Origin of the sequence: Mesorhizobium sp. M0001, from assembly GCF_040324255.1 — a bacterium.
Taxonomy (GTDB): domain Bacteria; phylum Pseudomonadota; class Alphaproteobacteria; order Rhizobiales; family Rhizobiaceae; genus Mesorhizobium.
The window spans coordinates 605,955-619,600 of the sequence record NZ_JAMYVS010000001.1 but is presented as its reverse complement, the minus strand read 5'-3'; the positions used below and the strand labels follow the sequence as shown (position 1 = coordinate 619,600).

Sequence of the window (13,646 nt, the reverse complement as noted above, 5' to 3'; positions counted from 1 at the left end):
CCCCGGCGCTGAGCCGCGCTGCGCAAAACAGCGGACCTGGCTGATCAAACAACCGTGTTGGCTTGGGCCAGAATCTTGACATTTCGGCTGGAGGTACGATCTTCGAGACAGTGGGGGAATTCTCTTAGTCGGCTGCGGCCGAGCTTGTGTACGCGAATGCCCAGTTTCAAAAGCCACCTCGTTTCCTTCATCCTCCGGCACAGCCGCAAGAAGGCATTTGCCAGCCCGGAAAACCTGCAGCGCTGGATCGCCTATGCCCGCAAGACCGAGGATCATCATCCCCCGGCATTGCTGCGGGAGCAGCTCGATATCACCGAGCGCAGCGTCGATGGCTTCCCTGTCTATGAAATCGCGCCGAAGGCCGGCGAACGCAGGCGCATCCTCTACATGCATGGCGGCGCCTATGTCTTCCAGATCACATCCTATCATTGGGGGTTGATCGCCGAGGTGGCCGAGCGCTTGGGTTTCGGCATCACCGTGCCGATCTATCCCATCGCGCCGGAGCATGATTTCCACGCCATGTTCGGCATGGTCGGCGACGTCTACCGGCAGATGCTGGATGAGACCGACGCTGAAGACATCGTCTTCATGGGCGATTCCGCGGGCGGCAACATGGCCGTCGTGCTGACCATGATGGCGGCTGAGGAAGGCCTGCCCTTGCCGTCGCGCCACGTGCTGATTTCACCCGGCCTCGACATGTCGCTGTCCAACCCCGAAGTGTTCGAGGCGGAACGCAACGATCCGTGGCTCGGCATTTCCGGCGGGCTGGAAGCGATCCGCATGTACAGTGCCGGCATCGATCGCAGGGACTGGCATATCAGTCCGCTCTATGGCGACCTCTCGGTGCTGCCGCAGACCCTGCTTCTGACCGGCTCGCACGACCTGCTCAGCCCCGACAATCTGATCTTCGCCAAAAAGGCACGCGCTGCCGGCGTCGATATCGACGTCGTCTATGAGGAAGGCATGTTCCACGTCTGGCCGCTGATCGAGATGCCGGAGGCGCGTCGCGCCAGGGACAGCATCGTCGCCTTCCTTGAAGGTGAGCCCACCAAGCGGCGCGCAACTGCGCGGCGCACGGCGCGACCCGCTCTCGCGGCGCGCCCCGCCCAAGCAGCGGAATAGCAGAGCAATTCCAGGAAAAGTGTAAAACGGTTTTCCCGGGAAAGCGTGTAGCGCTTTCCCTTGGGAATTGAGTCAAAACAAGAGTTAGAGCGGCTCGCCGTTTCCGTGAAACGGTGAACCGCTCTAGAACTTGCCGGTTTCGCGGAAAAGCTCGAACGTCGCACGGATATGGTCGGCGACGGCCTTGACCGGCGCGCTGGCGTCCGGCGACACCACCATCGCCAGATTGTAGGTGCCGATATCGGGCATGCCGTCCTTTGGGCAAAGCTCGACCATGTCGTTGCCCAGGAACGACTTCGGCAACGGTGCAACCGCGAGATCCGACATGATGGCGGCGCGCTGGCCTGCCGTGTGGGCGCTCATATAGGCGATGCGGTAATTGCGGCCTTCACGGCTCAGCGCATCGAGCGCGCCGGCCCGCCAGGCGCAGCCCTCTTCCCACAGCGACACCGGCAAAGGCTCGCGCAGATGCGCGCTGCCGCCCTTGGCGCCGGCCCAGACGATCGGCTCGGTGAGCAGCACCTCGGCGCCGAGTGCGCTGGTCTTGTAGGAATTGGTCAGCAGCGTGATGTCGAGCGCCCGGTCGTCCATGCGGCGGCGCAGATTGCTGCTCTGGTCGATGGTGACGTCGACGGCAATCGACGGATGCGACTGCGCGAAACGCTTCAGCACATGCGGCAACACGCGCTCGCCATAGTCGTCCGGCGAGCCGAGCCGCACCACGCCGACGATCTCGGGGATGATGAACTTCGACACCACCTCGCGGTTGATCGACAACAGCCGGCGGGCATAACCGAGCAGCATCTCGCCATCCGTGGTCAGCGTCACCGAGCGCGCATCCCGCGCGAAAACAGAGCGCCCGAGAATGTCCTCGAGCTTCTTGATCTGCATGGAGACCGCCGACGGCGTGCGGAACACCGCATTGGCCGCCGTGGTGAAACTGCCGGTCTCTGCAATGGCCACGAAGGTGCGCAAAACGTCGAGATCGAGCAGCGGCAGCGGATGATTGAGTGGGGCGTTCATCGGGATCGACCTTCAATTTTTCTGATGTGAAGCATCATTCCATTTCGTTTGATTGAACATCAGATTGGGAGGATAGTCAACTCCATCGAAGGCAGGACGTGCCATGGCTCCAACGCTCCTGACACGGAATTGCACTCGATGCGGAATATCCAGGCGACGGAACGCGTTCATGCGGGACGTGCCACAACCAAAGGAGAATGAAATGTCTATCCTGTCATCCATCGGTCGGCTTGCGACCGAATTGAGCGCGGCCCGCGCCCGCTTCCAGACCGAACGTGCGATCCGCTCGCTACCGATCGAACTGCAGAAGGATATCGGCTGGCCTGAAGCTGCCGACACCAAGACCGGTGCACGCCACGGCGTCGGATCCTGGGCTGGAGCAAAGTAAACCATTGTGTACCTTGTGCTGAAGGCCTGCCGCGCAGACCAGCCCGGCAGGCCTTCTCTATTCGCCCTGCAGGCTTTCTCCACTTATTTGCACTCAAATGATTTTCAGAGCCGTGTCGCCGCTGCATGGCGCATATGCGTCACTTGCATGGCGCCTCAATGTCGCCGGTAACACACTGTAAATAATCGTAAATTTTGGGCACCATGCCCAATAATGTCGCAAACGATGTCGCATTTCCATTCAAGCGCTTCGCATTTGCGATTTAGTTTCTGCCCACGCAGGCCTATATCACCGTCAGCAAACGAGCTGCCCCACTCCATCAAGCGAAGGCGACCCGTCTGAGCAACCGATAGGAGATGATGATGAAGCTTTTTGCCCGCCTCTTTGCCCGCCGCGAAATGAACCTGACGACCGCTCTCGAGCGCCAGCGCCTTGCCAATACCATGCCCGGCCAGACCGGTGCCATGAATGCGGTGCGCCTCGGTTTCGTTGCCTGAGATAACGGCTAGCGCTCAGCGCTTCCCTGCCGCTGCCGATAGTCGATATCAGCGCCGCTTCGGCTTGACCGAAGCGGCGTTTCTCATTTTTGGCACCTATGCCGCCGCCACCATGCCCAATCCGTCGGCAGCCCGTGCCTGTCATCCCGGACGATTGCTCATTTGCGACCCATGTCGCAAATATAGTTTCCGCTTAGCCCCCTAGCCAATTGACAGGAATGGTTTTTCCTGATGTCGCTGTGCTGTTCGCGACATCCTGTTCGCGCCATGGCCGCGTGAGGTTCCCTTGAACGCCGTAAAGCATCCGATCAAGCGATCGTTTGTATTCTTCCTTGTCCCGGACTTCACCATGATCGCCTTTGCGACGGCGCTCGACCCGCTGCGCTCGGCCAACCGCATGCTCGGCTATGAGGCCTATCGCTGGCGCCTCGCCAGCATCGACGGCAAGCCGGTGCGCGCCTCCAACGGCGTCGAATGCGCCGTCAACACCTCGCTCGAGGAAGAGCGCAAGAAAATGGCCGGGCCGGATCGGCCGAACATGGCCATCGTCTGCAGCGGCATGAATGTCGAGCGCTACCAGAATAGGTCGGCCTTCGCCTGGCTGCGCGAGGAATACAACAGAGGCGTCGCCGTCGGCGGCCTGTGCACCGGCGCGCATATCCTTGCCGCCGCCGGCCTGCTCTCCAACAAGCGCTGCGCCATCCATTGGGAAAACCTGCCGGGCTTTTCCGAGGCCTTTCCCAAGGCCAACGTCTTTGCCGACCTCTTCGAGATCGACCAGAACATCTACACCTGCGCCGGCGGCACCGCCGCCCTCGACATGATGCTCAAGCTGATCGGCGACGATTTCGACGACAATCTGGTCAACCGCGTGTGCGAGCAGGTGCTGACCGACCGCGTGCGCAGCCCCACCGACCGCCAGCGCCTGCCGCTGCGCGCCCGCCTCGGCGTGCAGAATTCCAAGGTGCTGACCATCATCGAACTGATGGAAGGCAACCTCTCCGAGCCGCTGTCGCTGATCGAAATCGCCGACCACGTCGACCTGTCGCGCCGCCAGATCGAGCGGCTGTTCCGCACCGAGATGGGCAGGTCCCCTGCCCGCTACTACCTGGAAATCCGCCTCGACCGCGCGCGACACCTTTTGATCCAGTCGTCGATGCCGGTGGTCGAAGTGGCGGTCGCCTGCGGCTTCGTCTCGGCGTCGCATTTCTCCAAATGCTACCGCGAGCTCTATGCCCGCTCGCCGCAGCAGGAGCGCGTCGACCGCAAGCAATTGCTGGCGGCCTGATCCGAAAACGCACTCAGGCTTCGGCGGGCTGCGCCTGTACTGTGCGCATCGCCTCGACGCGGATATCCTCGGTCAGCCGCGCCTTCAGGCCTGAGAACTCCGGGCTGGTCTTCAGCGTGTAGTGGCGTGGATGCGGCAGGTCGATGGCGACATCCGACTTGATGCGGCCTGGCCGCGCGCTCATCACGATCACCCGCGAGGCCATGAAGATCGCCTCCTCGATGTCGTGGGTGACGAACAGCACCGTCTTCTTGCGCCGTTCCCAGATGCCGAGCAGCAGCTCCTGCATCAGCCCACGGGTCTGGTTGTCGAGCGCACCGAACGGCTCGTCCAGCAACAGGATTTCGGGGTCGTTGGCCAGCGCCCGGGCGATCGCCGTGCGCTGCTGCATGCCGCCGGACAGCTGCTTTGGCCAATGGTTCTCGAAGCCCTTGAGCCCGACGAGGTCGACATAGGAAGCGACGATCCCGTCTCGCTCCTTTTCGGCCATGCCGCGTTCGCGCAGGCCGAAGGCGATATTCTGCGCCACCGTCAGCCAGGGAAACAGCGTGTAGGACTGGAACACCATGCCGCGATCCGGTCCCGGCCGCGTCACCGCCTTGCCGTCGAGCAGCACACGGCCTTCGCTCGGCCCTTCCAGTCCGGCAACGATCCTGAGCAGCGTCGACTTTCCGCAGCCGGACGGCCCCAGAATGGTGATGAAGTCGTTGGCGGCGACCGCAAGGTCGACCGGCATCAGCGCCTTGACCGGCTGCCCGCCACGCACGCCGGCGAAGGTTCGCGAGACGCCTTCGATAAGCAACTTGCTCATGCCAGGCTCCAGGGGAAGAGCCAGCGATTGAACGCCTTGAAGGCGAAGTCGGACAACAATCCGATCAGCCCGATGACGATGATGCCGAAGATGATCTGCCCTGTCGCCAGCCGCGATTGGCTGTTGATGATCATGTAGCCGATGCCTGAGGACGAACCGATCAGCTCGGCGACGATGACATAGGTCCAGGCCCAGCCGAGCACCAGCCGCAGCGTCTCGGCAATCTCGGGCGCATTGGCCGGCATGATGACCCGTTTGACGATGCCATTGTTGGTCGAGCCCAGCGTATAGGCCGCCTCGACCAGGTCGCGCCGCGTCGCGCCGACCTTGACCGCGACGATCAGGATGATCTGGAACACCGAGCCGACGAAGATGACCAGCAGCTTTTCCAGCTCGCCAATGCCGGCCCACAGGATGAGCAGCGGAATGAAGGCCGAAGCCGGGAGGTAGCGGGCGAAGGAGACGAACGGTTCCAGAAACGCCTCTATTGGCTTCCAGGCGCCCATGGCGATGCCGATCGGCACGGCGACGATCGACGCCAGCAGGAACCCGCCGAAGACCCGCCAGATGGTGATCAATATGTCGAGCCAGAAGCGATCCTCGACCAGCAGCCGCCAGCCATCCCGCAGCATTGACAGCGGATCGGCGAGGAAGATGCGGTTGACGTGGCCGCCAAGCGTGATCCACGCCCAGAAGGCGACGAACAGCACGAAGAAGGAAATGCCAAGCACGGTTCGAATGCCCGGCGACACCGGATGCAAGGGGCGCATCTTCAGATCGTCCGCATCGTCAAATCATCACTTGTCCAGGAGAGAGCGACGGCCTAGGCGCCGCCGCACAATGGTCAAAGGCGAGGCCTGTCAGTTCGCCACCGCGCTGGTATCGGCAAGCGCTGCAACATCTGGCGCTTCCTTGATCAACCCCATCTGCAGCAGAAGCTCGCCGGCGGTCTTGGAAAAGTCCTGGAATTCCTTGGTGAAGAACTGCTTGTTCTCCGCCTTGTCGGCCCATTTCAGGTATTTCGCCGAATCCTCGAATTCTTTCGCAGACTGCTTCACGTCGGCGCCCATGATCTCGTAGGATCTCTGCGGATCGCTCTTGATCAGGTCGAGCGCTTCGAAATAGCTGTCGGCCAACGCCTTGGCGGCGTCGGGGTTGGCGGTGAGGAATTCAGGCGTGCAGCCGACCGTGTCGAGCACCATCGGGTAGTCGAGCGTGGTCGCCAATATGTGGCCCTGATCGGACTTGTCGCGCACCGCCGAGATGAACGGCTCATAGGTGACCGCCGCATCGTTCTGGCCGGCGAGGAAGGCTTGCGCCGCCGCATCCGGTTCCAGGTTGACGACGGTCACATCCTTGGTCGACAGGCCGTTCTTGTTCAGCACCCAGGCCAGCATGAAATAGGGCGACGTGCCCGGCGCCGAGGACGCGACATTCTTGCCCTTGAGGTCGGCGACGGTCTTGATGTCGTTGCGCACGACAATGCCGTCGGCGCCATAGGATTTGTCGAGCTGGAAGATCTGCTTGGTGGTCACCCCTGAGGCGTTCCACACCAGCCAGGTCTCGACCGTGGTGGCGGCGCATTGCAGATCGCCGCTGGCGATGGCGAGCGGCCGGCTGGCCTGCGGCACCTTCTTCAGGGTCACGTCGAGGCCATGCTTCTCGAAGATGCCGGCCTGCTTTGCGAGCGTCAGCGGCGCAAAGCCGGTCCATCCGCTGATGCCGATGGTGACCGATGTGGCAGCCTCGGCCGGCACGGATATTGCAGCCGCAAGCGCCAATACCGCGGCAGCGACGATGGTCTTGTTCATGTCGGTTCCCCTTGTTTTTTCGGATGCCGAATTGTGTCACAGACGCCCATGGGCTTGTCAATGAAACCGGCCCTTCACGGCAGCGTGATGATGCGCACGCTAACGCGCATCGAACATCCAGCTGCGGTCGCGCCACATCTTTTCGCCGACCTGGCAGTCGGTCGGCCGGTCCTGCGCCAGCACCACCGGCGGATGCCCGGCCTCCTCGCGCGCCCGTTGCGGCGAAGCGGCGCCGGCCAGCTCCAGCACCAGCTTGCGGCGGATGGCTTCGGGAAACTGCGTCCAGTCATTGACCGGGATCATGAAGGATCCGGGACCGCCGATGACGCAGTCGCTGTAGTAGCGGTCGAGATTGTTGACGTCATAGGCGCCGCCGAACCCGCCGCGCGTCATCAGCGGCAGGCCGTTGATGATGATGCCTTGCTTGACCACCGCGTCGCGGGTGATGTCGACGGGCGCGCCTTGGTTGTTGGGCCCGTCGCCGGAAATATCGATGACGCGCTTTGTCCCCTGAAAACCGCTTTCGGCGAACAGATCGCTGCCGAATTCCAGCGCGCCGGAAATCGAGGTGCGCCGGGCGCTGGCCGGCGGATGGGCGGAAAGCTGCGCGGCCACCCGCTCGGCATCGGCCCGGCTGGCGATCACCGTCCACGGCACGACGACCTGCTGCGTGGTCGCTCCCGCCCATTCGACATAGGTGACGGCGACCTTGCCGTAGGCGCCATCGGCGATGGCCTGCAGAACATTGTCGTGCGTCAGCGCAGCAGCATAGCCGTGACGCTGGATTTCAAGTTCGCCCGGCGACATCGACAGCGACACGTCGACGGCCAGCACCAGCTCGACGTCGACCGGCTCGGCGGCTTGAACCGGCGGCACCAGCCAGAGCCCCAGCGCCAGCGCGGCGCTGCCTGAAAGGAAATGTCGTGCGCAAGAAAAAGCAGACATACCCGAAGGTAAGCGAAAACCGGCTGCTGACAAAGCAAAAAGCCGGGACTGAGGGCTTCTACATCTAACCCCGAAACGGCGGCGCGGTTCGGCCTCATTTGTTGATGGGTCGCCCACCTTTGCCGCGCCATTCCACGTCGTCGGCTCCGGCCTTCGCCGCTTCCGGGTTTGGACGGGACTTCTTTCTGCCGGTGCCACGAAGCGCCCTCCAGTTCGGCTTGAATGATGGCGGCAGCCACAACAGGATGCCTGCTATCGCGGCGGGCAGGATCACGGCGAAACGCAATACCGACAGCACGACACCGCAGAAGCCGACGATACGCGCCGCCCGCCCCTCGCCGAAGCGCCGCGCAAGCAGATGCCGCGCGATCACCCCACCATCCAGAGGGTATGCCGGTAGAATGTTGAGGACGGCGAGTACCCCATTCAACATGGCGCCGATCCATAGCGTCCACGCAAGATAAGTCATCGGCATTGGAGGCGGCGCACTGAACAAGCTGTCCGATTCGACAGGCGCCAAAGGTTTGGCGATCAGATAATAGGAAGCAGCGAAAAACGCCGCCAACAGGATGTTGGTCAGGGATCCGGCAAACGCAATCCACGCCCAACCATAGGACGACGTGGCGCCGCGCTTGAAGTAGGCAACCCCGCCAAACAGATAAAGCTCAATCCTGTTGGTGCCGATGCCTTGCCGGTGGGCAACCCATGTGTGCGCCAGTTCGTGCAGGAACACCGATACGAAAAACAGTGCGGCAAAGATCGATGTGTGGATCAGCGCGGTTTTGGGACGCGTCGACCACTCGTGCAGAAAGGGCAGGACAACCGGGATGGCAAAGGTCCAGCTGACGAGAACGGGGATGTTCCCATTCACGCTGAACACCAGCGCATCGCTCTTCCTGTCCCAGCCAAATCGCCGCAAGTGCTTCACTCCGCCCGAAGCGACGGTAGGCGAGAATTGTCAGCTTACAAAGAGAAAAGCCCGGCAAGGAGCCGGGCTTTCATCTGTTCGTTTTGCGTCACACCAATATGAGCGGTGCTGCCGAGAAATCGACGGCGCTCAACTCCTCGGCTTCAAATTCTCTGGATCGTAGAGCGGCTTGTAGCCGACGGCAGCCACCTCGACCGGGTAGGTCTCGCCGAAATATTCGATGGCGAACTTGCGGCCTTCCTGGGCATGGGCCCAGGGCAGATAGGCGAGGCCGATGTTCTTGCCGATGGTCGGGCCATAGGCCATCGACGTGGTGAAAGACCGGCGGCCGAGTTCGTCGACCAGCGTCTCGCCGGTCTTCGGATCCATCACCGGCATGGTGCCGACGGGATAGCGGGCAACGCCTTTCGCATCGACGTTCTCGGTCATCACCAGCGTGCACAGGATCGCCGGCTGGTGCTCGCGGGCGCGGTATTCGACATGTTTGGCCTTGCCGCAGAAATCGTTCTCCTTGACCTTCGGTCGGGCAAGGTCGGCCTCAAGCAGATTGTACTCGGTCAGAAGGTCGGCGTTCTGCAGGCGCAGGCTCTTTTCCATGCGCCGCGTGTTGGCATAGGTCTCGACGCCGAACGGCATGACGCCGGTCGAGCGCAGCGCGTCCCAAACGGCCAGGCCGTCCTCGTAGCGCATGTGCAGTTCCCAGCCCTGCTCGCCGACATAAGAGATGCGGAAGGCGGTGACGTCCTTGCCGCCGATCCTGACCGGCTTGATCGCCGCGAAGGGGAAGTTCTCGAGCGAGAGACCATCCGGATTTTCGACCACTTTCTGCAGCGTCGCCCGCGCGTTCGGTCCCCAGATGCCGATGGTGACGTATTTTTCCGTCACGTCGGTGATGGTGACGTCAAAGCCTTTGTCCTGCGCGGTGCGCTGCATGTAGCGGAAGTCGCGCGGACCGGCGTCGGCGCCGTCGATCAGACGGCAGCGGTCGGCCATGCGGATGACGGTGAAGTCGGCGCGCACCATGCCTTCCTCGTCGAGGAAGTGGGTGTAGATACCCTTGCCGATATTGTTGTCGCCACCAATCTTGGCCGCGCACAGCCACTCCAGCAGCGCGACATGGTCCGGCCCTTCGATGTCGTACATCGAGAAATGCGAGAGGTTGACGATGCCGCAATCCTCGCTCATCGCCAGGTGCTCGGCATTGGACACCCGCCAGAAATGGCGGTTGTCCCATTCGTTCTCACGTATGGGAACCCGGTTGCCATACTTCTCCAGCAGATGCTCGTTGGCGGCATAGCCATGCGCGCGCTCCCAACCGCCCAGCTCCATGAAGTAACCGCCAAGCTCCTTCTCGCGCTCCCAGAACGGCGAGCGGCGGATGTTGCGACCTTTGGAGAACGGCTCGCGCGGATGCACCGCCGGATTGTAGACCTTCATCGCCGTCTCGGTGCAGCGATCCCAGATGAACTGCTCTTTCGTCTGGTGCGGATAGAAGCGCGCATAGTCGATGGCGTGATGGTCGATTTCCGTGCGGCCGTCCGTCATCCAGTCGGCGATCAGCTTGCCCATGCCGGGGCCGTCCTTGACCCAGATGGCGACGGCGTACCAGAGGCCCCTCACCTTCTGGCTCTCGCCCATGGACGGGCCGCCATCGGCGGTCACCTGCAACAGCCCGTTGAAGGAATGGCTTTCGTTGTAGCCGAGTTCGCCCAGGATCGGCGTCAGTTCCATGGCGCGCTCCAGCGGCGCCAGGATCTGCTCCATGTCGAGATCGCGCTGCGACGGCGACAGCCGCGCCTGATCCTTTTCCAGCAAATCGCGCGGATGGCAAAGACGCGGATTGGTCTCTTCGTAGTAACCCCATTCGATCTGGCCGCCTTCGGCGGTCTTGGGATCGCCGGTGTCGCGCATATAGGCCGAATTGCCTTGGTCGCGCAGCAGCGGCCAGCCGATCTCCTTGCCGGTACCGGCAAACTCATTGTAAGGCCCGAAGAAGGTCAGCGGATGGTCGATCGGCATCACCGGCAGGTCCTCGCCGACCATCTCGGCGATCAGCCGGCCCCAGATGCCGGCGCAGACGATGACATAATCGGCCATGATCGTGCCGCGGTCGGTAACGACGCCCTTGATGCGGCCTTCCTCGACGATGAGAGATTTGGCGGGCGTGTTGGCGAAGGATTTGAGTTTCCCCGTAGCTTCCGCCTGGTCGACCAGCTTGCCGGCGACGGTCTGCGAGCGCGGGATGACCAGGCCGGCGTCCGGATCCCACAGGCCGCCCTGCACCATGGACTCTTCGATCAGCGGGAATTTTTCCTTGATCTCGGCCGGTTCGATCAGCCGGGCGCGGGTGCCGAAGGATTTGGCCGAGGCGATCTTGCGCTTGATCTCGTCCATGCGGCTGTCGTCGCCGACGCGCGCCACTTCGAGGCCGCCGATGCGGGCATAATGGCCCATCTTTTCGTAGAAATCGATCGAGTAGAGCGTCGTCCAGCAGGACAAGAAGTCGTGGCTGGTGGTGTAGCAGAAGTCCGAGGCATGCGCCGTCGAGCCGATGTCGGTCGGGATGCCCGATTTGTCGATGCCGACAATGTCGGTCCAGCCGCGTTCGATCAGATGATGGGCGATCGACGCGCCGACAATGCCACCCAGGCCGACGATGACGACCTTCGCCTGTTTCGGAAACTCTGCCATTGCCGCGACTCCAAGGGGATAAAGCGGGCGTGTCCGCGCCCGTTCGAATGGCGCACAATATGCAGAGGACGTGGATGGAGCTACCGCCTGTTTGCGACACGTCGCAGATGCGACGCGACCCGGCGCGCCGGCGTGCCGCCAGTGGCGATCTATCTCAGGCGAAGGCCCAGATGTCCTCGGCCTGGAAGCCGACCTGATAGCCTGATGTCTTGAGCTTGACCACGACCTCGCCGATTTCAGCCGCCGGCAGCGCGCCGACCTCGACCTTGATCATGCCGGGGCGGTAGCGCTTGAGGTCGAGCTGTTCGAAGACGATCCAGTCGGCGCCCTCGCAATCGACCAGGAAGGCGTCGATATGCGTGATGCCGTTGCGGTCGAGCAGCGTCTGCAGCGTTTCCGACGTCACCTCGATATCCCTCACGTGCGGCGCGAACTTGTTGAAATTGGCGTCGTCCTCGCCCCAGGCATTCTTGCCCGACATCAGATTGGTGTCGGTGACCGACGAGCAGCCGATGAACTCGATCGGCAGCGTGCCGGCCTCGAGTGCCGCGGCATCGAAAGTGTGGACGGTGATCGTGCCCTTGGTCTTCGTCACCGCGACCGGTTCGATGACGAAGCGTTCCGTGTCGGGATAGTTGGCGCGCAACCGCTTCTGATTGTACGGGATCGGCTCGACCAGCACGGCCCGCGCCCGCGGAATGCGGTGCAGCCACGGCGTGACGTCGTCGAACAGCGCGCCGTCGCAAGCGCCGACATTGACCATCTGGAAGGCTTGCCCACCGCCAAACCGCGCCTTCAGCGCCGCCTTGGCCAGGAATTTCGTGCCACGCAACGCCGGCCCGCGATCGAGCAGGCCGGCGGGCAGGCCGAGCGAAAGGGCGATGCGCGCCAGCCCGGAAATGGAACTCATGGCTTACCTCCAGGTATGGCGATGGGCCGCCTTCCATTCAGGCTTGCCGACGCCCACAGCGCCATGATCGGGCCGACAAGCAAAAGGTAGGGCGGCAGAAGGTTCGGGAAGTAGATGCGGGTGTCGTGGATCGGAAAGACGGTGAATTTCGCCAGCACGCCGAGCACCAGTGCTGCAAGCAGGATGCCGGCGCGGCGATCGAGCCGGAAGCCGGCGCGGCCGAGCGCAAACCACGCGGCCAGCGCCAGAACCGAGACCCCGACCCAGCTGTTGATGCTGATAGCGCGAATGAAGGATGCGGCAAACGCCTTGAGATAGGCGCCAACCGAGAACGGCGGCTCGAAGCCATCCATATTGTAGTGCTGCTCGATGCTGGAGAACCACAGATGCGGCCACCAGCCGGGATGCTGGGCCCAGTGCGAAATCGCGAAATAGGCGACGAAGGACGCGGCAAAGCCGGCCAGCGCGCCCCACGCCCGCTGCCGGAAGACCAGCAGCAGCACGGCGAAAATGGCCAGGAACACGATGTTGTCCGGCCGCGCCATGAAGGCCAGGAAAAGCAGGACAGCGGTCGCTGCCTCGCGGCCGCGCACATAGGCAAGCAGCCCGCCGAGGAACAGCGCCGAGCACAACAGATCCGGGGTCGAGGCGCGTGCGGCATCGCCGAAATCGGCCATGATCAGCACCGCGCCGACCACAGGCGCCAGCGCAAGCGCGCCTTCGGTTCGCAGCCACAGCAGCGTGATCATCCCGAACAGCAGCACCGAGACCACCTGCAGCACCCGCATCGCCTCGACCGGCGACATCACCGAACTCATCGTCGACAGCATCTCGGCATAGAGAAACTTGATCCGGTACATGCCAAGCAGCGAGTGAAAGTCGGCGGCATTTTGCGCCATATGGCTGCGGAAGCCGCCGCCATCGTCTGTCAGCGCCTTGTAGTCGGCGGCCGAAACGCCGGCCTGGACCGTCCTGTAGGCATAGTCATGCAGCGCCTGGGCATCTGGGTAAGCGCCCTCCTCGGCGATTGTGAGATAAGGCAGCATGTCCCAATTGGCATCGGGCATCGTCCAGGCGGTAAACGCCGTCAGCAGGATATAGAGCGAAAACGCGATCGCGCCGATTGGCGCGGCCCATCGCGCATAAGTCCCCTCGCCCCACGCCAGAGCGGCCGCGGTCAGCCGGTCGAGTGTGTTTTGCGGGGCGGGAGACTTGCTCAGCATTGTCGGACT

13 protein-coding genes are annotated in these 13,646 nt (G+C 62.7%); 4 read left to right on the top strand and 9 right to left on the bottom strand.

Annotation, left to right across the window (positions count from 1 at the left end):
• Window positions 1-156 precede the first annotated feature (156 nt).
• On the top strand, window positions 157-1,122 hold the full coding sequence (locus NKK50_RS02935; RefSeq protein WP_023688109.1) for an alpha/beta hydrolase: 966 nt from the start codon (window positions 157-159) through the stop codon (window positions 1,120-1,122).
• A gap of 123 nt (window positions 1,123-1,245) precedes the next feature.
• Here the strand turns inward: NKK50_RS02935 and NKK50_RS02930 are convergent, their stop codons facing one another.
• Window positions 1,246-2,145 (bottom strand): LysR substrate-binding domain-containing protein, encoded by a 900-nt coding sequence (locus tag NKK50_RS02930; RefSeq protein ID WP_023670389.1) that lies wholly within the window; start codon window positions 2,143-2,145, stop codon window positions 1,246-1,248.
• A gap of 202 nt (window positions 2,146-2,347) precedes the next feature.
• Between NKK50_RS02930 and NKK50_RS02925 the strand changes: the two genes are divergently transcribed.
• The 3 genes from NKK50_RS02925 to NKK50_RS02915 all read left to right on the top strand — a co-directional run bounded on the left by NKK50_RS02925 (window position 2,348) and on the right by NKK50_RS02915 (window position 4,318).
• Window positions 2,348-2,533, top strand: coding sequence for a hypothetical protein (locus NKK50_RS02925; RefSeq protein ID WP_023681786.1), 186 nt, complete (start codon window positions 2,348-2,350; stop codon window positions 2,531-2,533).
• A gap of 362 nt (window positions 2,534-2,895) precedes the next feature.
• Entirely contained in the window at window positions 2,896-3,030 is a 135-nt protein-coding gene (locus tag NKK50_RS02920; protein ID WP_023681787.1) for a hypothetical protein, read from the top strand.
• A 349-nt stretch (window positions 3,031-3,379) separates the two neighbouring features.
• Window positions 3,380-4,318 (top strand): GlxA family transcriptional regulator, encoded by a 939-nt coding sequence (locus NKK50_RS02915; RefSeq protein WP_348524244.1) that lies wholly within the window; start codon window positions 3,380-3,382, stop codon window positions 4,316-4,318.
• Window positions 4,319-4,331: 13 nt separating this feature from the next.
• Here NKK50_RS02915 and NKK50_RS02910 read toward each other — a convergent pair whose 3' ends face one another.
• The 8 genes from NKK50_RS02910 to NKK50_RS02875 all read right to left on the bottom strand — a co-directional run bounded on the left by NKK50_RS02910 (window position 4,332) and on the right by NKK50_RS02875 (window position 13,637).
• Window positions 4,332-5,129 (bottom strand): ABC transporter ATP-binding protein, encoded by a 798-nt coding sequence (locus NKK50_RS02910; RefSeq protein WP_023823080.1) that lies wholly within the window; start codon window positions 5,127-5,129, stop codon window positions 4,332-4,334.
• Window positions 5,126-5,899, bottom strand: coding sequence for an ABC transporter permease (locus tag NKK50_RS02905; RefSeq protein ID WP_352497857.1), 774 nt, complete (start codon window positions 5,897-5,899; stop codon window positions 5,126-5,128). The genes NKK50_RS02910 and NKK50_RS02905 overlap by 4 nt, the downstream gene beginning before the upstream one ends.
• Window positions 5,900-5,989: 90 nt before the next feature.
• The gene (locus NKK50_RS02900) at window positions 5,990-6,940 is read right to left on the bottom strand and encodes an ABC transporter substrate-binding protein (RefSeq protein WP_023670382.1); all 951 of its coding nucleotides are present in this window, start codon (window positions 6,938-6,940) and stop codon (window positions 5,990-5,992) included.
• 99 nt (window positions 6,941-7,039) lie between these two features.
• A complete protein-coding gene (locus NKK50_RS02895; RefSeq protein WP_023691008.1) occupies window positions 7,040-7,885 on the bottom strand; it encodes a DUF1194 domain-containing protein in 846 nt (281 codons plus the stop codon).
• A gap of 94 nt (window positions 7,886-7,979) precedes the next feature.
• The gene (locus NKK50_RS02890) at window positions 7,980-8,804 is read right to left on the bottom strand and encodes a site-2 protease family protein (RefSeq protein WP_352543084.1); all 825 of its coding nucleotides are present in this window, start codon (window positions 8,802-8,804) and stop codon (window positions 7,980-7,982) included.
• 138 nt (window positions 8,805-8,942) lie between these two features.
• Entirely contained in the window at window positions 8,943-11,504 is a 2,562-nt protein-coding gene (locus NKK50_RS02885; protein ID WP_352543083.1) for a GcvT family protein, read from the bottom strand.
• A 154-nt stretch (window positions 11,505-11,658) separates the two neighbouring features.
• The gene (locus tag NKK50_RS02880; RefSeq protein WP_023750171.1) at window positions 11,659-12,414 is read right to left on the bottom strand and encodes an FkbM family methyltransferase; all 756 of its coding nucleotides are present in this window, start codon (window positions 12,412-12,414) and stop codon (window positions 11,659-11,661) included.
• On the bottom strand, window positions 12,411-13,637 hold the full coding sequence (locus tag NKK50_RS02875; RefSeq protein WP_023706096.1) for a glycosyltransferase 87 family protein: 1,227 nt from the start codon (window positions 13,635-13,637) through the stop codon (window positions 12,411-12,413). Before NKK50_RS02875 ends, NKK50_RS02880 begins: the two co-directional genes overlap by 4 nt.
• Window positions 13,638-13,646: the final 9 nt, after the last annotated feature.

Excerpts from the sequence above, each read along its gene's own strand:
- NKK50_RS02935 (WP_023688109.1), top strand. The coding sequence starts at position 157 with ATGCCCAGTTTCAAAAGCCACCTCGTTTCCTTCATCCTCCGGCACAGC.
- NKK50_RS02930 (WP_023670389.1), bottom strand. The coding sequence starts at position 2,145 with ATGAACGCCCCACTCAATCATCCGCTGCCGCTGCTCGATCTCGACGTT.
- NKK50_RS02925 (WP_023681786.1), top strand. The coding sequence starts at position 2,348 with ATGTCTATCCTGTCATCCATCGGTCGGCTTGCGACCGAATTGAGCGCG.
- NKK50_RS02920 (WP_023681787.1), top strand. The coding sequence starts at position 2,896 with ATGAAGCTTTTTGCCCGCCTCTTTGCCCGCCGCGAAATGAACCTGACG.
- NKK50_RS02915 (WP_348524244.1), top strand. The coding sequence starts at position 3,380 with ATGATCGCCTTTGCGACGGCGCTCGACCCGCTGCGCTCGGCCAACCGC.
- NKK50_RS02910 (WP_023823080.1), bottom strand. The coding sequence starts at position 5,129 with ATGAGCAAGTTGCTTATCGAAGGCGTCTCGCGAACCTTCGCCGGCGTG.
- NKK50_RS02905 (WP_352497857.1), bottom strand. The coding sequence starts at position 5,899 with ATGCGCCCCTTGCATCCGGTGTCGCCGGGCATTCGAACCGTGCTTGGC.
- NKK50_RS02900 (WP_023670382.1), bottom strand. The coding sequence starts at position 6,940 with ATGAACAAGACCATCGTCGCTGCCGCGGTATTGGCGCTTGCGGCTGCA.
- NKK50_RS02895 (WP_023691008.1), bottom strand. The coding sequence starts at position 7,885 with ATGTCTGCTTTTTCTTGCGCACGACATTTCCTTTCAGGCAGCGCCGCG.
- NKK50_RS02885 (WP_352543083.1), bottom strand. The coding sequence starts at position 11,504 with ATGGCAGAGTTTCCGAAACAGGCGAAGGTCGTCATCGTCGGCCTGGGT.
- NKK50_RS02880 (WP_023750171.1), bottom strand. The coding sequence starts at position 12,414 with ATGAGTTCCATTTCCGGGCTGGCGCGCATCGCCCTTTCGCTCGGCCTG.
- NKK50_RS02875 (WP_023706096.1), bottom strand. The coding sequence starts at position 13,637 with ATGCTGAGCAAGTCTCCCGCCCCGCAAAACACACTCGACCGGCTGACC.